Below are 26,179 nucleotides of genomic sequence, written 5' to 3' on the forward strand. Positions count from 1 at the left end.
TATTCAACATGCGCGGAAGCTTTCCTTTTTTTGAAAACGCTTCAAATTCAGGCTGATTTTATATAAAGTAGTATTATAGAACTCGAAATTTTTAGAAAAGGAGTTTTTGACATCAAACGGAAGCTGACCACCAAGCTTACATTGCTGATTCTCACCCTGCTATTCATCTTGCTTTCTGTTATGAGCGGCCTCTATTTAATCATTTTAGAAAATTCGTTAAAAACACAAATTCAAGCCAGAGCGCTCGATATGGCGAAAACGCTCGCCCAGATGCCTTCCGTCCAGGAAGCCTTTGAAACGGACGATCCGTCCCGAATCCTTCAGCCAATTGCAGAAAACGCGAGAAAGCAGTCCGGTGCGCAATACATTGTGATCGGCTCGGCGGATGCGATTCGCTATGCGCATCCGCACCCGGGAAAAATCGGCAAACCGATGGTCGGCGGAGACAATCAGCGCGCTCTTGAAAAAGGGGAAGCATATATTTCGGAAGCCGTCGGCACGCTTGGCCCGGCCATCAGGGGCAAAGCCCCGATCCTTAATGAAAACGGCAAAATCGTCGGAATCATCTCAGTCGGTTTTTTAAAAGAAAATATTCAGGATATCGTCTCTCAATATCAGACAAAATTAATATTTTTATTAGGATTTGTCGTGCTGATGGGGGTTTTGGGAGCCATCTATATTTCCCGCAATGTCAAAAAGTCCATTTTCGGTCTTGAACCTTATGAAATTAATCAATTATATACTGAAAAACAGGCAATTACAGAATCTGTGCACGAGGCCTTGATCGCCATCAACAAACATGAAGAAATCACGCTCTTGAATAGAAAAGCGTGTGAGCTCCTTCGCGTCGAAAGCGAAGATCAGTGGCTCGGCAAACCGATTTCCGAGCTTCTTCCAGATACGCTGCTCCCCGAAGTGATGAAAACGAAAACGGCGCAAAAAGATCAGGAATTAACGATCGGAAATGAAGAATTAATCGTCAACAGAGTGCCGATTTTCGAAAACGAAAAAATCCGCGGGGCCGTTGCAAGCTTCAGGAGAAAGACGGACATTGACGAACTCTCCAAAAAGCTGGCGCAAACTTCGCAATACGCGGAAGGTCTGAGAGCCCAGACCCACGAATATTCAAACAAGCTGAACACAATCGCGGGACTGATCCAGCTGGAAAGCTATTCTGAAGCGCTCGAATTGATCCAAAAAGAGAACAAAAGCCATCAGGAAATGCTGCGATTTCTCATCCATTCGATTCCTGATCCGCTTCTTTCCGGGTTGCTGCTGGGAAAGGTCAACCGTGCAAAAGAGCTGCACATCAACCTGGAAATCGATGAAAGCTCAAAATTGGACGCTTTGCCGGACGAAATGGACAAAGGCAAATTCATTACGATTTTAGGAAATTTGATTGAGAATGCTTTTGACGCCGTTTCCCACAAAAAAGACCGCAGCATCCTTGTCTTCTTGTCAGACGGGGGAGATCACATCTTAATTGAAGTCGAAGACTCGGGAGACGGTATTCCCGAGGGGGAACAGGAGCGGATCTTTCAAAAGTTTTATTCGACAAAAGCGGCTAATCACCGCGGTCTCGGCCTCTTTTTAGTCAAAGAAGCCGTCAATGCGTTAAACGGACAAATCAAAGCGGATAAAAGCGACCTTGGCGGAGCATTGTTTACTGTCGTGATACCAAAATAGAGAAACGCTGGGGGACTGACCTATGAAAGCATTACAAGTGTTTATCGTGGAGGATGACATCAGGAACGCTGACATACATCAAAAACTGATCAGCAAAATTGAAGGATTTTCTGTTATTGGAATCGCAGAAAATTTTCAAGATGCAAAGGATTTGCTTCCGGACGTGAAGCCCGACCTTGTCCTGCTCGACATTTTTCTGCCGGACGGCTCAGGCATGGAGCTTCTCTGGCTGATCAGACAAAAGCTCAGACATACAGACGTCATGATGATTACGGCGGCGAAAGAAGTTGAGTATGTCGAACAGGCGATTCGCGCGGGAGCCGTCGATTATTTGATCAAGCCGATTATGTTTTCCAGGCTGAAAGAAACGCTGTTAAACTATCGGTCCTACCGGCTCAAGGTAAATGAAATGTCTTCAATCGATCAGACAGACGTTGACAGCTTGATGGCAAAAAGGCGAAGCATCATGAAAGAAAAACAAACCGCTGAAGCCGATTATCCGAAAGGAATCGACGGCCTGACGCTGAAAAAAGTAGCCGGCGTTTTAAACAAAAGCGAAAACAGCGATGGCATCACCGCCGAAAACCTCGGGCGCACCATCGGTGTCAGCCGGACGACCGCAAGGCGCTATTTAGAATTTTTAGCTGCGGAAAAGCATGTAAAAACAGAACTTTTCTATGGAACCGTCGGACGTCCCGAACGCCGCTACAAGCCTGTGAAAAATGAAAGTCCGGAAACGTAGCGTTCCGGACATCAAAAGCTCAGCCTTCCAAATCGATCGACTTTTTATTTTTGTTCTTCATTGCCCGGGAAATCGGCGGTACGATGAGCGACAAAAGAGCCGTAATCAATAAACCGATTGTGACGGGACTTTCAAAAAACACGGACAGGCTTCCTGATGACAGCGTCATCGCTTGTCTAAACGATTCTTCCATCAAACTTCCGAGAATAAAAGCTAAAATAAACGGAGCCGCCGGAAAAGACAGCACTCTCATAAAATACCCGAGGATTCCGAAGAACACCAGAATATAAAGATGTACGACATTAAATGTCACAGCATAGACGCCGATCAGGCAGAAAACAAATATGAGCGAAATTAAAAGCTGCTTCGGAATCAGAAGAATTTTTGACAAGAAAGGAATTAACGGCAAATTTAAAATCAGCAGAAATAAATTGCCGATATACATGCTTGCGATCACGCCCCAGAACACGTCGGGATGATCCGTCAGCATGAGCGGTCCCGGCTGAACGCCGACGACCAAAAGGGCGCCGAGCAGGACGGCCGTTGTTCCTGATCCGGGAATCCCGAGTGTCAGAAGGGGTACGAATGCGCCGCTCGTTGCCGCATTGTTCGAAGTCTCAGGTGCTGCGACCCCTTTGATATTTCCCTTGCCAAACGTTTCAGGATGTTTTGAGATTCTCTTCTCTGTAATATAAGAAATAAATGATGCAATTGTCGCCCCTGCACCGGGCAGGATGCCGAGCAAAAATCCGATGACCGAATGCCTTGCGATCGGTCCCGAAATCTCTTTCATTTCGCTTTTCGTCACCTTCAGGCTGCCGACCTGAGACGCTCCTTCCGTCATCGGCTTGTTCCGCGTCTTGATCAAGAACGCAACTTCAGCAAGTGCAAACAAACCGAGAGCCACGATCAGAAAATCGATGCCTTCCAGAAGGCTTGCCGCACCGAATGTAAACCGTTCGGTCCCCGTCTGCGGATCAATCCCGATGGTAGCGGTCATAAATCCCAATGTCGCAGAAATCAGCGCCTTGACTGTCGATCCTTCGGAAAGGCTTGAAATTGCCACCAAGCCGAGCATCATCAATGCAAAATATTCTGTCGGCCCAAATGTCACCGCAATGTTTGCCATTGTCGGTGCGACGAGCATCAGCGCAACTACGGTGATCGTTCCGCCTGCGAAAGAGCAGATTGCAGCGATGGCAAGGGCTTTTCCCGCTTTCCCCTGCTTTGCCATCGGATAGCCGTCAAACGATGTCGCGACAGTGCCCGCTACTCCGGGGGCATTTAACAGAATCGATGACGTCGAACCGCCAAAGACCGCTCCGTAATAGACACCCGCCATCAAAATTAACGCGGAGGCCGGGTCCATTCCGTAACTTAACGGGATCATAATGGCAATCGCGGTGATCGGCCCAAGCCCGGGCAGCATCCCGATAACCGTCCCGATCAGCACCCCGATAAAAGCGAACATGATATTCTGCGGAGTCAGCGCCACCTGAAATCCGTATAATATACTATCTAACATGCACTTTCCTCCTTATGTTCGATTAAAAAGGCATAACCCCCTGCGGAAGCATGATGTTGAGCACATAGTTGAATGAAAAATAAATTGTGCCGCTGAAAATCAGTGAAACGATCGCAGCCGTTGTCCAATTCCGATATCCCAACACCGCGGGCAAAACGATCAGCAGCATTACCGTAGAAAGCAAAAATCCGATGAATTCCAAAATCGAAATGTAGATCAACAGAGAAGCAACACAGAGCATCATGACCTTGACGTCTTTTTTCTTCAGCTGAAACAGCTTTTTCACCGTTGTATCTTTTTGATCTTTTTCAAAAAACAGAAATACACCCAAAATGAGAAGCAATATGCCTAAACTTTTCGGCAGCACGTCCGCATCGATCACCGCGTACGGATAGCTGTCTAAATTAAAGCTGAGCGCCAGGTAAATGGCTGCCACAGCCAAAATGATGACAGAAACGGCCCGGTTTGTGATTCTCATGGTTTACACCAGCCTTTCTCGATTTCAGCTTGCCGGTCGCCGGCTGTGCCGGGCAAAGCTTTTAAGGCTTTCCCGTGCCGGCAACCGCGCGGAGACCATTTTATTTGCCACCCAATCCGATATCATCAAGGAGCGCTTCCATTTCTTTATATTGAGCGTCAAGATAGTCTTTGAATTCTTGATGGCCCATAAACTTATCCGTCCATCCATAGCTGTCCCGAATCGATTTCCAGCTGTCTTTTTCCATCATCTCTTTGATTTTTTCTTCATAATATTTTACGGCGGACTCGCTCATCCCCGGAGGTCCCATAAATCCTCTCCAGACCGTAAATTCATCATCGATTCCCTGCTCTTTTAAGGTCGGAAAATCTTTGACCGTATCTCCTTTCATGCGTTCGGGAGCGGTGATGGCCAGCACTCTGACTTTTCCGGCTCGCGCCTGTTCGGCCGCTTCACCGACACCCGTCGAGTAGACGTCGGCTTTTTTACCGAGCAGCATGCTCATCCCGGCGCCGTCTTGCGCCGTAATGTATTTCAGCTCTTTCGCATCAACGCCAGCCTTTTGAACAGCGCTGACAAATTGCATGTGGTCCATGCTTCCCGGAGAAGACGTCCCTACAATAGAGGCTTTTTTCGGATCTTTTTTCAGCGCATCCACAAGATCTGTCATCGACTGATAAGGCGAATCTTTATGAACGACAAACGCTCCGTAGTCGGCAATCACGCTTGCGATCGGCGTAAAATCATTGTGACCGTACTGGGATTGTCCGTTTAAAGGCACGAACAAAATCGGCGGAGATGTAACAAACAACGTATGGTTATCACCTTTTTTGCGGTGGACATACGACCATCCCGACGCTCCCCCGCCGCCCGGTTTATTGACGACAGCCATCTTTTCAATCAATTTTTCTTCACCTAAAATTTTCGAGATCGTTCTGGCCGTTGTATCCCATCCCCCGCCGGCTCCGGCAGGCGCAACGACCTCAATTGCTTTCGAAGGTTTAAAGTCTTTTTCGTTCGCGGCTTTATTTGAAGCCGTGTTTCCGCCGCATCCTCCCAAAATCAGCGCAAACACAAGCAAAATTGTAAAGCCGTAACATCTACCCCTCTTTGTCATGTTGTGCTCCCCCTTCATTGTAATCGCTTTCATTATAGCTTCCTCGACTTTTCGTGCACAGTTTAACTGCATAATATTCTTTTTGTTCATAAAGTTCACAAAAATCTTCCTCAAATAGAGATGTAATTTTTGTTAAAGGATAATTATGGGATCAACTTCTGACCAATTAAAAACCCCTCTCCGCAGAGAAGGGTCAGTCTTTCAATTTGATATTACATTTTTTAAGGAAGGTACATCGCAAATTTGCCGTTTGCCACAAGGCTGTTCAGCATGTAAAGACATGATCCGTAATAATCTTCTGGAATATATGTGCTGTTAAACGCATTGGCAAATCCCGTCCTTAATGATGCATCGCTTGCTGCAGTCGCGCCGCCCGCATTGGCGGCGATCAGGCCAACCGGGCTTCCTTTTTTGACGGCCGTCCCATTCAGCGTATATTCATGGGCCGTTCTCCCGTAGTTTTCCCGTTTCATAAACGTCAAGAACTTGTTAACCGCTTTTTGCTCGCTGGCGCGATATGCGTTATCTGCCGAGGACCAAAGTGTATGATCCATAGCGATATGAGACACCGTCCGCCAAGCATCATAGCTGAAATTTCGGTCTGTTTCCGTTGAGGAATGAGCCGCATCGCTTACGCCGTCAAAGCCGGCTTCATCGGGAAACAGCCCTGTGGCCGCATTGGTGACGGTTGATCCGTTATTTAACACGCTTTTAAACGTTGTTTCTGACAAGTATGTTCGAGATTTGTTTGCTGCATCTTTCCAAAAATACTGCTGGCTGCTTCTGGCGCTTTTAGCGAACAACTCGAAAAAAGCAGGAACGTGGTAGGATGGGTCCGTCCAATTGACATAAGGGCCGAATCGAACCATCGCATAGCGCTGATCCTTGCTGTTTTTAATAAACACTCGCGATTCCTTACCTGTGTTGGCGTATTCTCCATCACCGGCCAAAGCGTCAAGCATGTCTTGAGCCCGCTCTTTGTAATCGTACGGGTATTTTTTATCTCCCCAGCGGCCAGATGCCATCATGAGCGCTGCCGCAAACCAGACCTCGCCGTCAGATGCAACATTCTGATCAATGGTTTGCACGTCTGAGCCGTTCGTTTTCATATGCCAGCTATGGTAGCCGTACAAACTGTCGCTTCTGTCGGAATGGCGCATATATTTACGGACGAAATCCCACAGCTTTTGGAACTTATACTCATCATTCATTTGCAGCGTAATCATCATCCCGTAACTCATACCCTCTGTTTTGACGCTGTAGTAGCCATTTCCCAGGTTATCGTCCGTCGTCGAAGCGATGTAAGCTGAACCGTCCTTCATATAATGAAACAGCGATCCGCCTTTACTATCGCCTTTTGTATCAAAGTATTTTTTATAGGCCTGATTCAAATTGTTTTTACCCGTTGTTCCGAGAATATCCGGAGTCTTGGAATGTACGGCTGCCATGGCTGTTTGAGAATAAGCGGCACAAAAACATGTTAAACCAATAAAGACAGCCATGATCCATTTTAAACTTTTTCGCATCAAATCAATCTCACCTTTCAAAATTTGTCATAACACCAATCCATCTTAATCAATGAAACTGGAAGTGTATAGATCAGATTGACCCTATTTGGTTTGGTCCGAAATGATCGTTTTCTTTTGAAAGTGGTGAGCCGTTTGAAAGATGTAGAACGGGAGGAGGGAAGTTGTGGAGAATTGAAGCTCTTTGTTATATTTGTTCCAGAAAGTTAAAGCCGGCTTCAAAAGAAACCGGCTTTTTTATGCGAAGTGCTTTTTTATTGTATGAAGAGCATGATCCGCTGCAATCAGTGTTCCATACTCTTTCAGCATATGAATCGTCGTCTTTGATTCTGAGGCATACTCCAGCAGAATGCTCAGCTGGTTTTCCACCTCTTCATCAGGCAGTTCACTGAAATCCACGAATAAATAATAGCGGTTCTCGTGAGAGTACAATGTCGTTTGGCAGCCGCTGATAGACATTTTTGACAGTGAGATTAAATCCTCAAAATCGTCAAACTTTAAAACAAACTGCAGTTTCTGCTCTTCTGCCTGCTCTTCTTTTTGAAAGTCGTCAAGCAAAGCATCAAGGCTTTCTTCTGCTACATGCTGTTTTTTATCTTCAGGAATCGGCAGTTCCAGCTTTTGTCCGTCTTTGGACAGCTGAGCTCTTGTCACAATGATTTCCAATCCCTTATCAAGGGCCTGCACTTGAATCCAAAGGGGGCCTTCAACGGCAAACTCTTCTTCTTCGTGCACTTCGTCCATCATTTCCCAAAAAAGCTCTTCACTGCGTTCTCGATTGTACCAAATTTCTTCTCTGTCAAACCCGCGGTCTTCGATATCACCGTAGGAAATATAAAACTTAACCGTATGTTCGTTTATTCTTTCGATTTCCATTTGCCAACCTTCCCTTCTTTGTAAGATGTTGAAGGGATAACTAAGCTCCCAATTAATTGTACTTTACTACACTTTACCCATTACGTCCACTTCTTAACCTTATCCATAATCAATCTTTATTTTCTATTTTATGATAAAAAAGGCGGAAAAGAAATAAAAACGCCTTCAAAGCCAAGCTAACATATTTTCCGGCCTGCTTCATATATTAGTTGTACAAGCAGCAGCTGTAGAAGCGGGTGCCTTTTAGGCAAGTCCCGATGCAAAGGCAAAGCGAGGTGCCAGTTGATGGAACACGATGTACTGATGTCGTTCCTTGTGATCATCGGAATCGATCTCATACTTGGCGGCGACAACGCTGTTGTGATTGCAATGGCAAGCCGTCATTTGCCTCCACGGCAAAGACAAAAAGCGATCATCATCGGCACATTGATCGCCATCATGATGAGAATCGCGCTAACAATGGCAGCAGTGTACCTGCTCGCGGTTCCTTATCTGCAATTTATCGGAGGAATCTTCCTGTTGTACTTAGGATATCAGCTTTTGATTGAGAAAAAAGATGCCCAGCATGTCAAAGGCGGGACATCTTTATTTAAGGCGATCCGTATCATCGTGATTGCCGATTTGTTCATGTCGCTCGATAATGTGATTGCGGTCGCTGGAGCTTCGCACGGACGCCTGATGCTAGTCGTTGTCGGCTTGATGGTCTCCGTCCCGGTCATCATTTGGGGCAGCAGGCTGATTCAAGCGGCCCTTGCAAAGTTTCCGCTCTTCATATACGCGGGAAGCGGACTGCTCGCTTATACCGGCGGCGAAATGATCGTCAGGGAGCAGGAGTTGTCTTCCTTTATGGCGCAGCATAGCACCCTCGAAATGCTGCTGCCCGTCCTGACGGTGATTTTTGTGATTCTAGCCAGTATTTATTATGAACAGACGAGTGAAAAGCATTAAAAAAAGAAGGCTGAAAAATTCAGCCTTCTTTTAGTTTGCGAGACGCTGCGCTTCACGAAGCTGGAATGTGCGCACTTTGCGCGGCAGGAAGCGGCGGATTTCGTCTTCGTTGTATCCAACCTGCAGGCGCTTTTCGTCAATGATGATCGGACGGCGCAAAAGGCCCGGATGTTCATTGATGAGCTGGTACAGCTCTTGAAGCGGCATTGTTTCAAGGTTGACGTTCAATTTTTGGAACACTTTGGAACGGGTTGAAATAATTTCGTCTGTTCCGTCCTCCGTCATTCGTAAAATCTCTTTTATTTCATCAATTGATAAAGGCTCTGAAAAAATATTTCTTTCCGTATACGGAATATCATGTTCTTCTAACCATGCGCGCGCCTTTCTGCAAGACGTGCAGCTTGGGGATGTATATAATGTAACCATATTGCTTCACTCCTTAAAAAGTAGAATGAAATTAGCGTATTCTTAAATTGAAATAAATCTAAAAAAGTAATCTTTATTGAGTATTATACTATAAAAAAGTAAGTGTGAACAGTCTGTAACAGAAATTTTTTGACAATCCAGCGACTTTTGCTTTTTTATGCCATCTGTTATTCTCATTTAGCTCAATTCATCGAAAATGTTCTTTTGTTTATGATCGTCAACAATCGTAAGGACGTCATCCACATCTTCATAAGATTCTCCATACCACTTCTCATCTTTGTATGTATGGATTTTTTCGTACGTTTCTTTCATCGCGTCAAACACTTCTTTCTCTGTGTTTGATTTTGGAGACCAATACAAAATCTCCATTTTGTTCACTTTGCCGGTTGCGAGTGACCGGCGACGGTAACCAATCGACTCAGCGTGTTTAAAGTTTTCCTTTTGATAAAATTTAAGACGTTTCGCCGTATCGGCATCATCTTCATCCACGGGCTCGACTTCGAGGAGGATCGGTTTGTTTTTCTTTTTCAGCTTCTCAATCAGCTTGGAACCAAGTCCCTGTCCTCGCGCGTCTTTAGAAACGAATAAATAGTCGATGAAAATAAAAGAGTCGAATTCGGCGTACATCAACACATGATGACGGCCTTCTTCTTTATGGTAAATATCGTTTTGTTCCTTTAACAATGCTTCCATGTGCTCTTTTGATTTCATTTCTTCAATTGGGAAATACTCGCTAAGCTTCTCATACCAGTTCATTGATTTGCTCCTTATGGATGTTCTAATTTCACACTTTAGATATACCCGCTTTCTTTTTAGTTTAAACAAAATCTTTTTAGAAAGGAGCTTCAGTGAAGCTGAGCATGTTACCTACATATACTAAGACGGTTGTCTCCCGCGAAGGTTTCAAATTTTTTCTCAAAAAATTGCCGGCGGTTGTTCGGCATAAAAAAAGACAGCCTTGTGACGGCTGTCTTCCTGCTTCGTTTATTTGGTTTGATAGGCTTTAAATTCTTCCTCTGTACACATGACGAAATGGCCGGGCTTTACTTCACGAAGCTCCATCTGTTCGTCGCCTTTCAGCTGGTGGACGCTTGGATCATACGTCTTCCGCACGCGCGTACGCTCATAATCCGGATCAGGGAGCGGAATGGCGGAAAGCAATGATTGTGTATACGGGTGAAGCGGATTTTCATACAGTTCATCTGCCGGCGCCAATTCAACAAGCTTCCCAAAATACATGACGCCGATCCTGTCGCTGATATATTTGACCATCGACAGATCGTGAGCGATGAAAAGGTATGTAAGCCCTCTTTCCTTTTGTAAATCCTTCATTAAATTAACGACTTGCGCTTGAATGGACACGTCCAGAGCGGAGATCGGTTCATCGGCAATGATGAATTCCGGCTCGACCGCAAGCGCCCTTGCGATTCCGATCCGCTGGCGCTGTCCGCCGGAAAATTCGTGCGGATAGCGGTTCGCGTGCTCTTTATTTAAGCCGACGAGTTTGAGGAGTTCATGAACGCGCTCAAGCCGCTCTTTTTTCGTTTTGGCCAAACCGTGGATGTCAATTCCTTCTGCGATGATGTCGGCAACCGTCATCCGTGGGTTCAAGGAAGCATATGGGTCCTGAAAAATCATCTGCATCTTCCGGTTGAATTCGAGAAGGTCCTTGGCAGACTTTTTGTCGTGGACATTCTTTCCCTTAAACAAGACTTCTCCGGAAGTCGCTTGATACAAACGAATGATCGAACGGCCAGTCGTCGACTTTCCGCAGCCGGATTCACCGACAAGACCGAGCGTCTCTCCTTTGAAAATGTCAAAAGAGATTCCGTCAACAGCTTTCACAATCCCTTTCGGCGTTGAAAAGTGCTGTTTTAAATTCTTGATTTCGAGCAGTTTTTCTGCCACATCATTCACCTTCTTTCACTTCAACCGGTTTTTCATACTGATTTTTAAACTCCTTCATCTTGCTTTTGACAGCCGCCGGCGGCTCGACTTTTGGAGCGTCCGGGTGCAAAAGCCATGACTTCACATAGTGTGTATCAGATATTTTAAACATCGGCGGTTCTTGTTCAAAATCGATTTTCATTGCGTAAGGGCTTCTTAATGCAAAAGCATCGCCCTTCGGCGGATTGGTCAAATCAGGCGGAGACCCCGGTATCGCCATTAATTCTTCATCACCGTCGTTGTCAAGGCTCGGCATTGATGCCAACAGCCCCCATGTATACGGATGCTTCGGGTTGTAGAAAATCTCGTCGACCGTACCGATCTCCACAATTTGTCCCGCGTACATGACGGCGACTCTGTCTGCGACATTCGCGACAACGCCGAGATCGTGCGTAATAAAAATGATGGATGTCTCGATCTTTTTCTGCAATTCTTTCATCAGCTCTAAAATCTGCGCCTGAATCGTCACATCAAGAGCTGTCGTCGGTTCGTCCGCGATTAAAAGCTTTGGATTGGCTGCAAGCGCCATCGCGATGACGACGCGCTGCCGCATCCCGCCGCTGAATTCGTGCGGATACTGGTTGACGCGGCGTTCAGGCATCGGAATTCCGACCAGGCTGAGAAGCTCTACCGCCCGCTTATTGGCCTCTTCTTTTGAGATCTTTTCATGCTTAAACAGCACTTCTGTGATTTGACGGCCGACTTTCATCGTCGGGTTCAAAGAAGTCATCGGATCCTGAAAGATCATGCCGATCTCTTTTCCCCTGATTGACTGCATTTGTTTTTCCGTTTTCGGAACCAGATCTTGTCCGTCAAATAAAATTTGTCCGTTTTTAAAATAGCCCGGCGGCATCGGAATCAGTTTCATAATCGCCTGCGAAGTGACGCTTTTGCCTGATCCGGATTCTCCGACGATCGCAAGCGTCTCTCCTTTGTCAACATGAAAGTTGACGCCGCGGATCGCCTGTACTTCTCCGGCGTATGTTTTAAAAGAAATGGCTAAATCTTTCACTTCAAGTAAGTGTTTCATCTTTCTCACTCCTTTATTTACGCAGCTTCGGATCTAAAGCGTCGCGCAGTCCGTCGCCGATAACGTTGAATGCAAACATGGTCAGACAGATAAAAGTAGCCGGGAAGAACAGGCGCCACGGGTAATACTCCAATCCCTGCACACCGTCTGTAGCCATCGTTCCCCAGCTTGCAAGCGGCTGTGGAACCCCGAGGCCGAGGTAGCTTAAAAACGCTTCATAGAAAATAGCCGTAGGCACGGTTAATGTCATGGTGACCAAGATCGGGCTCATGATGTTGGGCAGCAAGTGCTTTCTGATGATGCGCGAGTTTTTCGCTCCCAAAGTTCTTGAGGCGAGCACAAACTCCTGATTTTTGAGCTGGAGTACTTGTCCACGGACGATTCTCGCCATGTTGATCCATCCCGTAATAACCATCGCGACGATCATCGTGACCAAGCCTTTTCCCATCACTACGAGCAGCAGGATCGTCATTAATAAGGAAGGAATCGCCCATAAAACATCTGCAATTCTCATCATAATTTCGTCAGTACGTCCGCCTCTGATGCCTGATATCGCACCCCATATCACACCGATCAAAACGTCGATCAGCGCGGCAGCCAGTCCGATTGTCAGCGAGATGCGTGCGCCGACCCATGTACGGACGAATACGTCCCTTCCAAGGTCATCTGTTCCAAACCAGTGCTCGCCGCTCGGCGGCTGGTTCGCATTCGTTAAATCCGTTTCTTCATATTGAAAGCTTGAGAATACCGGCGCGAAAATAGCCATCAGAGCGATCAGGATCAGAACCACCAGTCCAAACAGCGCCAGCTTGTTTTCTTTAAATCTCAAGAATACGTCTGTCCAAAATGAAAGGTTTTTCTTTGAGATCTTTTCGGCTTCGCTATGGTCAACAGCTGCAGGTTCAAACATGTCTTTTGGTATTTGCTGCATCCTATTACTCCCCTTTCTTAGCGCCAAACAGTTTAATGCGCGGATCAATTAAGCCGTATAAAAGATCGACAATCAAGACGCAAAGCAGCAAGATTGCCCCGAAGAAGACGGTAACACCCATGATCACCGTGTAGTCTCGGTTCGTAATGCTGGTGACAAAGTGCATGCCGAGTCCCGGTATACCGAATACTTTTTCGACGACAAACGTTCCTGTCAAAATGGACGCCGCCATTGGCCCCATATATGTAACAACCGGCATGATGGCATTTCGTATCGCATGCTTAAACGTAACGGCCGGTGTGCTCAAACCTTTTGCACGTGCCGTGCGGATATAGTCGCTGCTCAGCACTTCAAGCATGCTCGAACGCGTCAAACGAGCGATAAACGCCATCGGCATCGAGGCGACTGCGATGGCAGGAAGCACAGTATGTCCCCATGACTCCCATTGTGCGACAGGGAACATGCCCAGCTTCATTGCCAGCACGTATTGAAGAAGTGCAGCCATGATGAAGTTCGGAACAGAGATCCCGACAACCGCAATGATCATCGCTGTGTAGTCCTGCCACTTGTTTCGCTTCAGCGCGGCGATCACGCCAAACAATACGCCGAAAGCGAGCGCAAGGCAAATCGCTTCCAATCCAAGTGTAAAAGAAATCGGAAAACCTGAGCTGATCAAGTCGTTCACAGTTTGTCCCTTATATTTAAATGACGGCCCGAAATCCCACTTTGCTACCGATACTAAATAATCGAGATATTGTTTAAAAAGAGGCTGGTCTAAACCATAGTAGGAATTGAGACTGGCTTCAATTGCAGGGGGAAGTTTCCTCTCGCCTGAAAAGGGTCCGCCCGGTATCGCTCTCATCAGGAAGAAGGTAGCTGTGACGATAACCCAGAGAGAAATTAACATATAAACAAGACGACGGCCTAAAAATTTAATCAATTTTACACACCTCCGAATATTCAGTCTATTAACTTCTTTTCATAAATAAAAGTATATGGGGGGAAGTCTAAACCCCATATACTTTCATGCAATTTTATTCAAAATGCGCGGTTTTGAAATAGATCTCACCAGTACCAGTTAGAACAAAGTCTTTTAAGCTTTCATCATGAAGATACGGCATTGTGTAGAAGTAGATCGGTGCGACCGGCAGCTCATCCATGATGATGCTTTCTGCTTCTTTCATCAGCTCGATGCGTTTCGCTGAATCAGTTTCTCTCGATGCTTTATTCAGCAGCTCTTTATACTTTGCGTTTTCCCAGTTCGTATCATTGTTTCCGCCTTCTTTGTCGCGGTATGTTTCAAGGAAGTTCATTCCGTCGTTAAAGTCGGCGGTCCAGCCTAAACGGCCGATTTGATAGTTTCCTGCATGGAGCTTATCGATGTATACGTTCCATTCTTCATTGCCTAATTCGACATCTAAGCCCAGTTCCTTGTTCCACATTTCCTGAACGGCTTGAGCGATTTTTTGGTGTGCTTCATCCGTGTTGAAGGAAAGCGTGATTTTCGGAAGGTCTGACGCTTTTTTCAAACCGAGCTCTTTCAAACCTTTTTCCAAGTATTCTTTCGCCTTATCAACATCATGGTCTTTGAAATAGCCTTTATTTGACTCAAAGCCGTGGACTGCCGGCGGCACTAATCCCATCGCAGGCAGCTGTTCCGCTTGCGTGATGTTTTTGACGATCGCTTCGCGGTTGATCGCGTATGTCAGCGCCTTACGGATGTTGACATTGTTCAGCGGAGCCGCTTCAGTGTTGAATTTGTACAGGTAAACCGATGCGAACGGATCAATGTTCAGGCCTTCTTTTTTCAGGCTTGGAATCGCATCCGTTGAAATCTGGTCAAGCGGCTGTCCTACAAAGTCTAGCTCGCCTTTTTTGTACATGTTCAGACCAGTGTTCGGATCGTTGACCATCGCCATATTGATTTTCTTCAGCTTAACAGCGTCTTTATCCCAGTACTGGTCGTTTTTCTCCAGTACGATGTTTCCGCTGTGCTTCCATTTCGCCATTTTGAAAGGTCCGTTAGATACGTAGTTCTCATCTGCGTTTGTGTACCATTTCGCATTCTTCTCTGCTACCTTTTTATTGACTGGCATATATGTGTAGAATGCTGTCAGTTCAGTAAAATACGGTGTCGGTTTTTCAAGCTCGACTTTTAAAGTCTTATCATTAACAGCTTTAACGCCGACATCTTCAATTTTCCCTTTGCCGGTGTTCGCTGCTTCTCCGCCTTTTAAGTAGTAAAGCTGATACGCATATTGCGATTCGTTTTTAGGGTCGAGCGCCCATTTCCATGCGTATTCAAAATCCTCTGCTGTTACAGGATCTCCATTTGACCATTTCGCGTCGCGGAGCGTGAATGTGTATGTTTTTTGGTCGTCGCTGACTTCGATTTTTTCGGCTGCCGCTTCAACCGGCTTTCCATCTTTACCGATTGTCGTCAATCCTTCAAAAGTCTGACGAAGCACGTTTGCAGACACCGAATCGTTTGCGAGTCCCGGATGTAGTGAAAACGGTTCTGTTTTAATGTTGACATTTAATGTGTCTTTCCCTTTGCTGTCTTTTTTACCGCCGTCACCGGAGCTTGAGCCGAAGCCGCAGGCGCTGAGGACGAGTGTGAAAATGAGCATTAAACTGATAAATGACAAACGCTTCTTCAAAGAGAAACCCCCCCAATTTCTTGTTTTTTTAGTTCCTTACTCCTGAACATTCAGATTTATCATAAAAAAGTAATAGGCCCACTTGCCATACTTTTTCCTCTGTTTCGTCTTTTCTGAATATTTGTTATGTAAGAAACCTGTAACACCGAGGTGAACAAATTCATTATAATTAATAGAATAATTTATTGCAATATTAATTTTCAATTATTTTTTTATTCAAACTATTTATGATTGTCAGGTTTTCTGCCAAATGTACAAATACACTTCTCTGTTTTAAAGCGTAACCACATTAAAAGGAAAGTTTATGTTTTACAGGTTAAAACGTTTTACACGTATAACATTAACCATTCTTTATATCGAACCAGATGCCGCCGCGCCAACTTTATTCAGCCCGGTATTCGTTTTCTTTTCCCCAAGGCTGTCGACTTTCATTTAAAATTTATATATAATAAAATTATGAATAACATGCGATGAAGAAGAAGAGTACACATTTCTTCCCATTTAAAGAGAGTCCGCGGTGCTGGGAGCGGATAATGGCGAATGTGGAATGGGCTTCGGAGCAGCTGACCGAACACGGATAAGTAGGCTCAGCCGGAGAAGACTCCGTTACAAACGTCTAGAGCGATTTCATTTTGAGCATAATGAAATAATCAGGGTGGCACCACGGTTCATTCGTCCCTTTTCTTTTAAGGGAAGAATGGGCCTTTTTATTTTGAAATGGAAAGAGGGATTCACATGAAAAAAACGATTTTTTCCGGTATCCAGCCGAGCGGCTCTGTCACCCTCGGCAACTATATCGGAGCGATGAAGCAGTTTGTCGACTTGCAGGATGACTACAACTGTTACTTCTGCATCGTCGATCAGCACGCGATCACAGTCCCACAGGACCGGCTCGCGCTGAGAAAGAACATCCGGAACCTTGCCGCGCTGTATTTGGCGATCGGCCTCGATCCGAAAAAAGCGACGCTGTTTATCCAATCGGAAGTGCCTGCACACGCCCAGGCGGGATGGATGCTCCAGTGTGTCGCCTACATCGGCGAGCTTGAGCGCATGACGCAGTACAAAGATAAATCAGCCGGAAAGGAAGCCGTCGTCTCCGGGCTTTTGACATATCCTCCATTAATGGCGGCGGACATTCTGCTTTATGGAACAGACGTCGTCCCTGTCGGAGAAGATCAGAAGCAGCATCTTGAATTAACCCGGAACTTGGCGGAGCGTTTCAATAAGAAATATAATGACATTTTTACGGTTCCGGAGGTTAAAATACCGAAGGTCGGCGCCCGCATTATGTCGCTTGCCGACCCGCTCAAAAAGATGAGCAAATCAGATCCGAACCAAAAAGCGTTCATCACCCTGCTCGACGAACCAAAACAGCTTGAGAAAAAAATCAAAAGCGCTGTCACGGATTCCGACGGAATCGTCAAATATGATAAAGAAAACAAACCCGGTGTATCCAACCTTCTGACGATCTATTCGATTCTCGGACAAGCCTCAATCGAAGAGCTTGAAGCAAAATACGAAGGCAAAGGCTACGGCGAATTTAAATCAGACCTTGCCGAAGTCGTCATCGGCGCGCTGAAACCGATTCAAGACCGTTACCACGAATTGATCGAATCTGAAGAGCTGGACCGGATTTTGGACGAAGGCGCCAAACGCGCAAATCAAACAGCAAACAAGATGCTGAAAAAAATGGAAAACGCGATGGGACTCGGCCGAAAAAGACGCTGATCCAAAAACACCTTCCGATTTGTACGATAATCGGAAGGTGTTTTTCATAGAGAACAGCCGCAGCTCCGCATTCACTTGCCTCCGGATCACGATATTTCTATAATAAATGATTCAAAACACATGTCTCCAGTCCTTCATTGACCGCTTTGTCAGAAAGACAGCTCATATTTTTTATTTTTCAATATAGAATTTTCGCTTTTACAAATAAAAAGACCGCCGTACTTCCGGCAGTCTTGATTCTTAATTTAGTTGACTTTAGACTCATTCTCAATTTCCCAAAGCTTTTCAAAAAACGGCTGTCCTTTAATCAAATTTTCACAAAAGTCCCTGTGTTTGTCTGACCATCCGTCGATCGTCTCATTGAAAAGCATGTCCCAGATTTCTTCAAATGTCATGCGCTTGATCTGTTCATACATATACGGATTCCATTCGGTGTACCAATAAGCGATCTCGGCCCGATTTTGGAGCCCTTTGAGCTGATCGAGCGCCATGAACAGCAGCTGTTTGAGCTGGCGTTCTTTTCTCGTTAATCCTCTGACATGCTCCGGTGATAAAGATAAAATGTGGTATTCTTTGGAAGATTGCAGCTTCTCTGGTGCAAACTCGTAAGTTTCCGCTTCAACGTCCTTCACCATTTCATAAACGAGCTGCTCCTGTCTCGGAATGAGGCGGCTTTTTCTTACCGGTATTGTGTAACCGGCCGTATCGACCGCGAGAATACCAATGCCGTCCGTTACGACGAAACAATGATCAAGCTGTGTCCGCTCATGATTTTTACGAATATACGCTTTTTGATGAACCTCGTTCAATAATTCGGCCGGAAGCTCTGACAAATCATTTTCTATGTAGTGAAACAAAACGGACGACACCCTTAACAAAGGCACCTGGTCAAGCAATTCAACACTGTCTTCCTTCCGCCATTCATGAAAGTGGCAGACGTTGTAGCCATTTTCTTCTCCCTCAAACCAATTCACCCACACATCATGAAGAAACAACATTTCTAACCCCTCACTTTTAATAAAAACTGTTGTCCACAGTATAGGCAAGGGGGCAGGAATTTATTCCAAGCGGATGAGATTATGGCAATTGCCGTTAAAAAAAAGCCAAGGGCGGCAATCCCTCAGCTTTTTATTTCATATTCTTCGGATCAAGCGTATCGCGGAGTCCAGACAATGGGCAAAATCATGATGACTGAATGAAGCAATTCACACATTATTTATTCAACACGTTTGTAAAAAAGCTGTATTCTTTAGCGTTTATTTTTTCTGATGAAGGAATTGATCTTAAAGAAGACTGAAACACCCAATAAACAGATACAAACAGCATGGCAATTCCTCCTATAAAGAAAACCTTATCGCTGCCGATCAATGACGCGGTAAACCCTCCCAGCAAAGATCCAAAAGGAGCTGCTATGCTTGTCAAACTTGCGATAAAAGAAAAAACTCTCCCTATAAACTCTTCCGGCAGTATGCTTTGCAAAATGGACATGAAAATGACGTTTGTCACGCCGATGGATATTTGAGACAAACCAAATAAAATAATCGATATGTATGAAGAGGTGGCGATCGCCGAAATACTCCATAAAACCCCTGAAATGAAAAATCCGTATATCGTAAGTGATCCTATCGCGAATCGGCCAAACACTGTTGCGAATATTGAACCTAACAGTAAACCGCATGACATGGAAGCCAAATAATATCCATAGTATTCTTCTCCTCCTCTAATCGAAGAGAAGCTTGGCAAAATCACAATCGTCGCACTAAGCATGAAGTTAGAAATCATCGAGCCCAAGAGGATTTTTGGAATGAGGGAATGACGAATGAGTGTAAATCCCTCTTTTATATCCGTTGTATAATTGTGTATGACTTTTTTGAAGTGGAATCGGGGCTTATGTTCTATCTCATTTTTTTGTTCTAATTTTACGCACTTAAAAAACAGCGCCGCTAACAAAAAAGTGAAAGAGTCAACTAAGTATATGCTTATAGCTCCTGCCGAAGCAATCACAATACCTGCAATACCAGTAAATATAATATCTGTACCTTGATATGAAAATGACATAAGTGAGTTTGCTTTAACTAGATCTTGACTTTTGATTATTTTAGGCAGTGCGGCAGATTGCGCAGGATAAGTAAATTGCTCAATGAATACGATAAGAGGCATAATCATCATGATGATCCAAATGTTCAAATATCCAATGAAATAAAAAAGCGGAATAATCAACACCAAAATAGCTTGGATGAGTTGACTCCAAACCAAAACTTTATTTAATCTGACTTTATCAACAATCGGACCTGTTAAAAATTGCAAAACAGTTGGGAACATCGTCAAAAAACCAGCTAATCCGGAATAAAATGTACTTTTTGATAAATCAAACACAAGCCACATTGCCGCAACTGTATACATACTGTCCCCAATATTGGTTACCAAACGCCCTAATATCAAAAATAAAAAGTTTTTATTTTTCAATACGCTTAACATCGTTATAACCTCTATTCATTTAACAAAGCGATTTATTTTTTTGCTACAGCGCCCATTTGTTCATCTAACAGTTCCAAAAGATCTTCAGGAGTTGGAAGACCTGCTTCTGTTTGAACAAAGTGAGATACCAAAGATTTACGAATGATATTCCCTTTGGTACCTCATTTATGAAAGTGTTCTTTATCGACTAACAGGAAACATTCGTTCAATGTCCACTACATACATTCATTGAAACTAAATCTATTGACCTTCCATTTTGTTAAAATATTTCCTCTGTAATACACTGCATAAATCATTTAATATTCTTCGGATCAAGCGCATCGCGGAGTCCGTCGCCTAAGAAGTTAAAGCACAGCACAGTGAGCAGGATCATCAGGCCCGGGAACAGCGGATACCACCACGCCTGGATCATGATCGTAAAGTTCTGTGCATCCTGAAGCATGTTTCCCCAGCTTGCCATCGGCGGCTGAACCCCGAATCCAAGATAGCTTAATGCCGATTCCGCAAGGATTACGGTACCGACGGAAAGCGTCGCGGCAACGATAATCGGCCCCATCGCATTCGGAAGGATATGAGAAAAAATGATTTTGTAATTTCTTGTACCGATCGTTTTCGCCGCCAAGACGAACTCCCTCGACCTCAAGGACAAAAACTCGCTCCGGACAAGGCGCGCTGTCGTCGTCCATCTCGTCAAGGCGAATATTAAAATCAGTTTATCTATGCCCGGCTGGAAGATGGTGACCAGCGTGATTAACAGAAAGATGTCGGGTATGGATAATACAATATCCACCAGTCTCATCATAATAGCGTCGATTATTCCGCCAAAGTAGCCGGCGATTGCGCCGACCACCGTACCTATCGTAATCGATCCAAGTACAGAGGCAAAGCCTACAAGTAAAGAAACCCGAGCCCCATAAAGTAAACGGCTGAAAATATCTCGGCCAAACTTGTCTGTTCCCATTAGATGTTCACCACTTGGCGGTTTTAGCTTATTCAGAAGGTTTTGCTGTTCCGGCGGGTATGGAGCGATCACCGGAGCAAAAATCGCTGATAGGATAATAATAAATAATAAAACTCCTCCAATTACCGCCAGCTTGTTTTTATAAAACTTTTCAAAAAAGATTTTTGTCATTGTCTCGGGCTTTGGTGCGACATTTTCCTGCAATGTGATCTCCGGCGAAGGTGTCGATGGATTTGTCTGTGTCATGAATCAATTCCCTCCTTCATTAATACTCAATCCGCGGATCGACCATTGCATAAAGAATATCCGCAACTAAATTCCCAATGACAACAAGTGTGGCTGAAATAACCGTCATTGCCATAATGACAGGATAGTCCCTCTGGAAAGCAGAGTCGACAAACAGCTTTCCAAGTCCTGGCCAACTGAAAATCTGTTCAGTAACGACAGCTCCGCCGATGAAAGAAGGAATCATCAGACCAAAGATCGTAATAACCGGAAGCAAACCATTTCGAAGCCCATGCTTGTACACGACACGATTTTCTTTAAAACCCTTTGCTCTCGCTGTCCGCATGTAGTCTTGCCTGAGCACATCAAGCATGCTCGATCTCGTGTAGCGGGTGAGTCCCGCCATATCTGCGGTCGCCAGGACGAATGCAGGCAAAATTAGATGATGAATGCGATCCCATAAACTAAAATCGGCATTCAGAGTCATAACGCCCCCGGTTGGAAACCATCCTAAATTAACAGCAAGAAACATGATTAGAATCAGTCCAAGCCAAAAATTTGGGACAGCAAGACCGATAAATGATGTGAATGTGATGCCATAATCCAATTTAGAATATGGCCGCCTAGCTGAAAGCACTCCAAGCGGGATCGATATGAGGAGAGCCAAAATGGTTGAAACGAGCATTAACAATAACGTATTCGGCAGCCTCGCCATAATCAAATCAGTCACTGGCGTTCCTTTTCTAACGATTGAAGTACCGAAGTCACCTTGAACCATATTTCCGAGCCACTTTAAATATTGAACGTGTTCAGGTTCATCCAACCCGTATTTTTCAATGAATTTTTCACGGTCTCCCGCGCTGATGGTCGGATCCATCATCAATGCCATTGGATCTCCCGGCGCTGCTTTCATAATCGCAAATGACAAAATTGTAATACCAAATAATATTGGAATCGACATGAGCGTCCTTCGAATGATATATGTAATCATTTTTTATCCCCTTTTTTAAAAGTCATTAAGAAGGAAGGGAAGGAAGCTGCAAGCTACACTTCCCTCAAGGGATTCTCGTTATTTTTGATCCAGCCACCAGTCTTCGGCTTTATAGAAATCTTCTTTCGGATGGAATACGTAGCCTTTCATATTTTTAGGCATCGCTCTATGGTAATTCGTATAATACAAGAATGTATACGGCTGATCTTCCGCCAGAATTTCGTAAATATCTTCATACGCCTTTTTATATTCTTCACGGTCCTTCAACGTTTTAGCTTCATCCAGCAGTTTATCAAGCTTTTCATTTTGATACCAAACATAGTTTAGTCCTTTTTCAGCTTCTTTCGAATGGAAAATGTTGCTCTGATCAGGGAACGTAGCAAGGCTCCAGCCCATGATCATCGCATCAAAATCCCAATTCGGTGGGTTCATTTGTTCAATTAAAGCACTCCATTCAACAATCTGCGGTTTTGCTTGAATCCCAATTTCTTTTAATTGCTGCTGAACAACAACCGCGAGGTCTTCCCGTGTTTTGTTTCCTTGGTTCGTTTTAATAACGAAAGAAAACTTTTTGCCGTCCTTATCTAAAATCCCATCACCATCTGAGTCTGTCCATCCTGCTTCTTTGAGCAGTTTTTTTGCTTTCTCTGGATCGTATTCAAACGTTTTAAACTTATCTTTGTTATCCGGGTAGTTCCATGAAAGCGGGCTTTCCGGGATGTTCGCGATTTCCCCATCTCCATCTAGAACTTGGTCAACGAGCGCCTGGCGGTCAAGCGCATGTGTCAGCGCTTGGCGAACCTTTTTATCCTTAAACAGCTCATTTCTTTCGTTCCAGCCGATATACGTATAATTCAAACCTAAATCGGTTTCCATCTTCACATTGTTAAATTTCTCGGCCGTTTTATAGTCTGGTCCTGGTGTAACGACCAAGTAATCGACATCTCCAGCTTGCAGCTGTGACAGCGCTGCATTTGAATCCGGAATAATTTTATACGTGATCGAATCTAAATGAGGACGCCCGGCATAATAATCATCAAAAGCCTCAACCTTTACATATTGTCCTTCTTTCCATTCTTTAAATTTAAACGGTCCTGTTCCAATCGGATTCTTTCGATTGAATTCGTGTTCACCGAGTTTGCTGATTGGGACATCTTTTAAAATGTGCTTAGGCAGAATACCGTAACTGGCAAGTGTAACATTGTAAAAATACGGATCCTGCTTCTTTAATTTAAACTGCACTTCATATTTACCTTTTTTCGTGACAGACTCTATCATTTTAAAGTTTGAGCCGCGTTCTCCAACGTATTCATCACTCATCGGAATGCTGTAAGTAAAAACGACATCGTCGGCTGTCATTTCTTCACCGTCGTGAAACTTGACACCTTCTTTTAGCTTCACATCGAATGTTAACCCATCCTCCGATTCCTTTACTTCATCAGCGAGTTGGTTTTCCACTTCAAGTTTCTCATTAACGTCTAACAAAGTGTTGTAGATCAGTCTTTCAATATCTGAACTTGCTGTATCAGTTGAATACAGTGAATTAAACAGCGTCGGTTCACCTGTGGATCCAGCAATCAGATCTCCGCCCTGCTGCGGCTTCCCGTCAGATTTGCCTTCTTTTTCATCCCCTCCGACTTCGCCGCTGTTGCAGGCCGTTAGAAAAATCGATAAGATCAGCAGCAAGCTTAAAATTGAAAATCCTGTTTTGCGTTTATTCATTTTATGAATTCCCCCTTATTAAACTGTTGTCCTTCTTTCCACCCGATTGACCCCCGTTTTTTAAAGAAGACATTCCCCCTCTCAAGGATTTAATATGTGACGGCCTTCCCCTTTATTCGTAAAGGTGACATGCCACGAAATGGTTTGTTTTCACTTCCTTGAAAGCAGGTTCGGCTTCCGCGCAAATCGCTTTTGCGGCCGGACACCTCGTATGAAAGACACAGCCTTTCGGAGGGTTGGCGGGACTCGGCAGCTCGCCTTTTAAAACGATTCGCTCCCGCTTTGTTCCGCCTTTCTTCCTAGTGACGGGAACGGCGGACAGAAGCGCCTGCGTGTATGGATGAAGCGGGTTGTCGTACAGCTCATGCTTGTCTGTCAGCTCCATCATTTTGCCGAGATACATGACGCCGACCCTGTCGCTGATATGGCGGACGACGCTCAAGTCATGGGAAATGAACAAATATGTCAGATTGAATTCTTCCTGAAGCTCTTCCATCAGGTTGATCACTTGAGCCTGGATTGACACGTCCAATGCGGATACCGGTTCATCGGCGATAATAAGCTCCGGATTTAAAGCCAGCGCCCGCGCGATTCCGATCCGCTGGCGCTGCCCTCCGGAAAATTCGTGGGGATAGCGGTTCGCAAACGACGGGTGCAGCCCGACCTTAGCCAAAAGCTCTTCGGCTTTTTCGTTGCGCTCTTTGAAATTGTACATATGATGCGTGTTGAAGGGTTCTTTGATGATGGAACGCAGCGTTTTTCTCGGGTTCAGTGAGGCAAACGGATCTTGGAAAACCATCTGGATGTTTTTGCGGACGCTCTTTCTCAACGCTTCTTCCGACAAACTTGAAATGTCGCGACCTTTGTAAAAGATCTGTCCTGCCGTCGGTTTATAAAGGCGGATCATCGTCCGTCCGGCGGTCGACTTTCCGCAGCCCGATTCACCGACAATGCCGAGTGTTTCGCCGCGTTTAAGCGAAAAGCTAATGCCGTCCACCGCTTTGACGTCGCCGATTTTTTTCTGAAATATCCCTGAGCGGATCGGAAAGTACTTTTTGACATCTTTCAGCTCCAGAAGGGATTCTTGCGGGTTCATTTCCTCTCCGGGCTGTAATGGTTCAGCTGATGAAGTCATCCCTTATTCTCCCTCCTCATATAAAAAACATCTGACAGACCGGCCGTCCGGACGCGTCTTCAAGTCCGGCTGCGCGCCCCAGCATTTGTCGCCCGCACTCGGACACCTCGGAGCAAACCGGCAGCCGGCCGGAAGGTTGTCAGGCGTCGGCACATTTCCTTTAATGGCTGTTAATTTTTCAATGGAGCCTTCAATAACAGGGATGGAGTTTAACAGTCCTTTTGTGTAGGGATGCAGGGGTTCATCGAATAGTTCATCTACTGTGGCATTTTCAACAACTTGTCCGCAATACATGACGATCACGCGGTCCGCAATTTCGGACACAACGCCGAGATCGTGGGTAATGAGAAGTATGGAGGTATCGAATTTGTCGCATAGGTCTTTCATCAGTTCCAGCACTTGCGCTTGAATGGTGACGTCAAGCGCTGTAGTCGGTTCATCCGCGATGAGCAGCTTCGGATTGCAGCTTAAGGCAATGGCGATCATCACCCTCTGCCTCATGCCGCCCGACAGGCGGTGCGGATATTCTTTCATCAGCTCGCCTGCCCTCGAAAATCCGACAAGCTTTAATAATTCTACCGCTTTTTTGGCAGCTTCTTTTTTCGATAGCTTTTTATGATAGATCAGCACCTCTGTGATTTGTTCGCCGATCGTCAAAACCGGATTGAGCGAGGTCATCGGCTCCTGAAAAATCATCGAGATTTCATTTCCGCGGATCTTGCATAAATCTTGTTCTTTGTATGTAACGAGATCCCGTCCTTCGAGCTTGATGGAACCGTTCATGATCTTTCCGCCCGAGCCCTCGACGAGTCCCATGATAGACAGAGACGTGATGCTTTTACCGGATCCCGATTCACCGACCAGCGCCACGGTTTCTCCTTTTTTGATTGAAAAATCGACGCCGTCCACTGCGGGTATCGGCTGTTTTTTTCTGAAAAAATAAGTTTTTAAATCATTGACTTCCAGCAATGCGCTCATCCAGATTCCCCTTCCATAGACCAGAAGTTAAATATTACGAAAAACTAATATATTACTTTTTTAGAATTT

General features: G+C 45.0%; 23 protein-coding genes, 1 pseudogene and 1 other annotated feature. Of the genes and pseudogenes, 4 read left to right on the forward strand and 20 right to left on the reverse strand.

From position 1 onward, the window contains the following. Window positions 1-141: 141 nt before the first annotated feature. Window positions 142-1,686 (forward strand): ATP-binding protein, encoded by a 1,545-nt coding sequence (locus tag M1D90_RS15395; protein ID WP_195536175.1) that lies wholly within the window; start codon window positions 142-144, stop codon window positions 1,684-1,686. Window positions 1,687-1,708: 22 nt separating this feature from the next. Beyond that, window positions 1,709-2,428 carry a response regulator gene (locus tag M1D90_RS15400; RefSeq protein ID WP_020450941.1) on the forward strand — a complete coding sequence of 240 codons (720 nt, stop codon included), beginning with the start codon at window positions 1,709-1,711 and terminating at the stop codon, window positions 2,426-2,428. A gap of 19 nt (window positions 2,429-2,447) precedes the next feature. On the opposite strand, the gene M1D90_RS15405 is transcribed toward M1D90_RS15400, so the two are convergent. From M1D90_RS15405 to M1D90_RS15430, 6 genes and pseudogenes are all read right to left on the reverse strand, one after another. Next, window positions 2,448-3,953, reverse strand: coding sequence for a tripartite tricarboxylate transporter permease (locus M1D90_RS15405; protein ID WP_003180636.1), 1,506 nt, complete (start codon window positions 3,951-3,953; stop codon window positions 2,448-2,450). 22 nt (window positions 3,954-3,975) lie between these two features. Continuing rightward, a complete protein-coding gene (locus tag M1D90_RS15410; protein ID WP_105979048.1) occupies window positions 3,976-4,431 on the reverse strand; it encodes a tripartite tricarboxylate transporter TctB family protein in 456 nt (151 codons plus the stop codon). Window positions 4,432-4,531: 100 nt separating this feature from the next. Beyond that, window positions 4,532-5,548, reverse strand: coding sequence for a tripartite tricarboxylate transporter substrate binding protein (locus M1D90_RS15415; RefSeq protein ID WP_223254839.1), 1,017 nt, complete (start codon window positions 5,546-5,548; stop codon window positions 4,532-4,534). Window positions 5,549-5,769: 221 nt separating this feature from the next. Then, window positions 5,770-7,074: a glycosyl hydrolase family 8 gene (locus M1D90_RS15420; RefSeq protein WP_456282862.1), complete on the reverse strand. Its 1,305-nt coding sequence runs from the start codon at window positions 7,072-7,074 to the stop codon at window positions 5,770-5,772. A gap of 237 nt (window positions 7,075-7,311) precedes the next feature. After that, window positions 7,312-7,950 (reverse strand): adaptor protein MecA, encoded by a 639-nt coding sequence (mecA, locus tag M1D90_RS15425; RefSeq protein WP_003180627.1) that lies wholly within the window; start codon window positions 7,948-7,950, stop codon window positions 7,312-7,314. Continuing rightward, window positions 7,932-8,057: pseudogene (locus tag M1D90_RS15430) on the reverse strand (hypothetical protein). Before M1D90_RS15430 ends, mecA begins: the two are co-directional and overlap by 19 nt. A gap of 178 nt (window positions 8,058-8,235) precedes the next feature. On the opposite strand from M1D90_RS15430, the gene M1D90_RS15435 reads away from it, so the two are divergent. Then, window positions 8,236-8,898 (forward strand): TerC family protein, encoded by a 663-nt coding sequence (locus M1D90_RS15435; protein ID WP_020450936.1) that lies wholly within the window; start codon window positions 8,236-8,238, stop codon window positions 8,896-8,898. A 30-nt stretch (window positions 8,899-8,928) separates the two neighbouring features. On the opposite strand, the gene spxA is transcribed toward M1D90_RS15435, so the two are convergent. The 7 genes from spxA to M1D90_RS15470 form a co-directional block, all read right to left on the reverse strand. Continuing rightward, entirely contained in the window at window positions 8,929-9,324 is a 396-nt protein-coding gene (gene spxA / locus M1D90_RS15440; protein ID WP_003180621.1) for a transcriptional regulator SpxA, read from the reverse strand. Window positions 9,325-9,501: 177 nt separating this feature from the next. Beyond that, a complete protein-coding gene (locus tag M1D90_RS15445) occupies window positions 9,502-10,080 on the reverse strand; it encodes a GNAT family N-acetyltransferase (RefSeq protein ID WP_003180619.1) in 579 nt (192 codons plus the stop codon). A 228-nt stretch (window positions 10,081-10,308) separates the two neighbouring features. Continuing rightward, window positions 10,309-11,232: an ABC transporter ATP-binding protein gene (locus tag M1D90_RS15450; RefSeq protein ID WP_023856654.1), complete on the reverse strand. Its 924-nt coding sequence runs from the start codon at window positions 11,230-11,232 to the stop codon at window positions 10,309-10,311. Between the two features lies 1 nt (window position 11,233). Continuing rightward, on the reverse strand, window positions 11,234-12,301 hold the full coding sequence (locus M1D90_RS15455; protein ID WP_020450934.1) for an ABC transporter ATP-binding protein: 1,068 nt from the start codon (window positions 12,299-12,301) through the stop codon (window positions 11,234-11,236). Window positions 12,302-12,314: 13 nt separating this feature from the next. After that, complete coding sequence (locus M1D90_RS15460) at window positions 12,315-13,232, reverse strand: ABC transporter permease (RefSeq protein WP_023856653.1); 918 nt, start codon at window positions 13,230-13,232, stop codon at window positions 12,315-12,317. Window positions 13,233-13,236: 4 nt separating this feature from the next. After that, a complete protein-coding gene (locus M1D90_RS15465) occupies window positions 13,237-14,172 on the reverse strand; it encodes an ABC transporter permease (RefSeq protein WP_020450932.1) in 936 nt (311 codons plus the stop codon). A gap of 94 nt (window positions 14,173-14,266) precedes the next feature. Continuing rightward, window positions 14,267-15,892 (reverse strand): peptide ABC transporter substrate-binding protein, encoded by a 1,626-nt coding sequence (locus M1D90_RS15470; protein ID WP_020450931.1) that lies wholly within the window; start codon window positions 15,890-15,892, stop codon window positions 14,267-14,269. 461 nt (window positions 15,893-16,353) lie between these two features. Beyond that, window positions 16,354-16,575, forward strand: a binding site (T-box leader). A gap of 52 nt (window positions 16,576-16,627) precedes the next feature. On the opposite strand from M1D90_RS15470, the gene trpS reads away from it, so the two are divergent. Further along, entirely contained in the window at window positions 16,628-17,620 is a 993-nt protein-coding gene (gene trpS / locus M1D90_RS15475) for a tryptophan--tRNA ligase (protein WP_065643382.1), read from the forward strand. 245 nt (window positions 17,621-17,865) lie between these two features. Here the strand turns inward: trpS and M1D90_RS15480 are convergent, their stop codons facing one another. The 7 genes from M1D90_RS15480 to M1D90_RS15510 all read right to left on the reverse strand — a co-directional run bounded on the left by M1D90_RS15480 (window position 17,866) and on the right by M1D90_RS15510 (window position 26,110). Then, window positions 17,866-18,618, reverse strand: a complete 753-nt coding sequence (locus M1D90_RS15480; protein ID WP_003180605.1) for a YjbA family protein — start codon at window positions 18,616-18,618, stop codon at window positions 17,866-17,868. A gap of 214 nt (window positions 18,619-18,832) precedes the next feature. Continuing rightward, window positions 18,833-20,098 carry an MFS transporter gene (locus M1D90_RS15485; protein ID WP_011197766.1) on the reverse strand — a complete coding sequence of 422 codons (1,266 nt, stop codon included), beginning with the start codon at window positions 20,096-20,098 and terminating at the stop codon, window positions 18,833-18,835. 292 nt (window positions 20,099-20,390) lie between these two features. Beyond that, window positions 20,391-21,305, reverse strand: a complete 915-nt coding sequence (gene opp4C / locus M1D90_RS15490; protein ID WP_003180601.1) for an oligopeptide ABC transporter permease — start codon at window positions 21,303-21,305, stop codon at window positions 20,391-20,393. 19 nt (window positions 21,306-21,324) lie between these two features. Beyond that, the gene (locus M1D90_RS15495) at window positions 21,325-22,275 is read right to left on the reverse strand and encodes an ABC transporter permease (protein WP_011197765.1); all 951 of its coding nucleotides are present in this window, start codon (window positions 22,273-22,275) and stop codon (window positions 21,325-21,327) included. A gap of 78 nt (window positions 22,276-22,353) precedes the next feature. Continuing rightward, window positions 22,354-23,997 (reverse strand): peptide-binding protein, encoded by a 1,644-nt coding sequence (locus M1D90_RS15500; RefSeq protein WP_003180598.1) that lies wholly within the window; start codon window positions 23,995-23,997, stop codon window positions 22,354-22,356. Between the two features lie 112 nt (window positions 23,998-24,109). Next, entirely contained in the window at window positions 24,110-25,093 is a 984-nt protein-coding gene (locus M1D90_RS15505) for an ABC transporter ATP-binding protein (protein ID WP_171866277.1), read from the reverse strand. Between the two features lie 42 nt (window positions 25,094-25,135). Then, window positions 25,136-26,110, reverse strand: coding sequence for an ABC transporter ATP-binding protein (locus tag M1D90_RS15510; RefSeq protein ID WP_003180594.1), 975 nt, complete (start codon window positions 26,108-26,110; stop codon window positions 25,136-25,138). Window positions 26,111-26,179: the final 69 nt, after the last annotated feature.

Source organism: Bacillus sp. JZ34 (assembly GCF_053903205.1).

What these genes read in the sequence shown, in the direction of transcription:
- M1D90_RS15420 (WP_456282862.1), bottom strand. Translation starts at nt 7,074, where the DNA reads ATGCGAAAAAGTTTAAAATGGATCATGGCTGTCTTTATTGGTTTAACA.
- M1D90_RS15445 (WP_003180619.1), bottom strand. Translation starts at nt 10,080, where the DNA reads ATGAACTGGTATGAGAAGCTTAGCGAGTATTTCCCAATTGAAGAAATG.
- M1D90_RS15460 (WP_023856653.1), bottom strand. Translation starts at nt 13,232, where the DNA reads ATGCAGCAAATACCAAAAGACATGTTTGAACCTGCAGCTGTTGACCAT.
- M1D90_RS15495 (WP_011197765.1), bottom strand. Translation starts at nt 22,275, where the DNA reads ATGATTACATATATCATTCGAAGGACGCTCATGTCGATTCCAATATTA.
- trpS (WP_065643382.1), top strand. Translation starts at nt 16,628, where the DNA reads ATGAAAAAAACGATTTTTTCCGGTATCCAGCCGAGCGGCTCTGTCACC.
- M1D90_RS15455 (WP_020450934.1), bottom strand. Translation starts at nt 12,301, where the DNA reads ATGAAACACTTACTTGAAGTGAAAGATTTAGCCATTTCTTTTAAAACA.
- M1D90_RS15435 (WP_020450936.1), top strand. Translation starts at nt 8,236, where the DNA reads ATGGAACACGATGTACTGATGTCGTTCCTTGTGATCATCGGAATCGAT.
- opp4C (WP_003180601.1), bottom strand. Translation starts at nt 21,305, where the DNA reads ATGACACAGACAAATCCATCGACACCTTCGCCGGAGATCACATTGCAG.
- M1D90_RS15480 (WP_003180605.1), bottom strand. Translation starts at nt 18,618, where the DNA reads ATGTTGTTTCTTCATGATGTGTGGGTGAATTGGTTTGAGGGAGAAGAA.
- M1D90_RS15510 (WP_003180594.1), bottom strand. Translation starts at nt 26,110, where the DNA reads ATGAGCGCATTGCTGGAAGTCAATGATTTAAAAACTTATTTTTTCAGA.
- M1D90_RS15505 (WP_171866277.1), bottom strand. Translation starts at nt 25,093, where the DNA reads ATGAACCCGCAAGAATCCCTTCTGGAGCTGAAAGATGTCAAAAAGTAC.
- M1D90_RS15405 (WP_003180636.1), bottom strand. Translation starts at nt 3,953, where the DNA reads ATGTTAGATAGTATATTATACGGATTTCAGGTGGCGCTGACTCCGCAG.
- M1D90_RS15400 (WP_020450941.1), top strand. Translation starts at nt 1,709, where the DNA reads ATGAAAGCATTACAAGTGTTTATCGTGGAGGATGACATCAGGAACGCT.
- spxA (WP_003180621.1), bottom strand. Translation starts at nt 9,324, where the DNA reads ATGGTTACATTATATACATCCCCAAGCTGCACGTCTTGCAGAAAGGCG.
- M1D90_RS15415 (WP_223254839.1), bottom strand. Translation starts at nt 5,548, where the DNA reads ATGACAAAGAGGGGTAGATGTTACGGCTTTACAATTTTGCTTGTGTTT.
- mecA (WP_003180627.1), bottom strand. Translation starts at nt 7,950, where the DNA reads ATGGAAATCGAAAGAATAAACGAACATACGGTTAAGTTTTATATTTCC.
- M1D90_RS15410 (WP_105979048.1), bottom strand. Translation starts at nt 4,431, where the DNA reads ATGAGAATCACAAACCGGGCCGTTTCTGTCATCATTTTGGCTGTGGCA.
- M1D90_RS15485 (WP_011197766.1), bottom strand. Translation starts at nt 20,098, where the DNA reads ATGTTAAGCGTATTGAAAAATAAAAACTTTTTATTTTTGATATTAGGG.
- M1D90_RS15500 (WP_003180598.1), bottom strand. Translation starts at nt 23,997, where the DNA reads ATGAATAAACGCAAAACAGGATTTTCAATTTTAAGCTTGCTGCTGATC.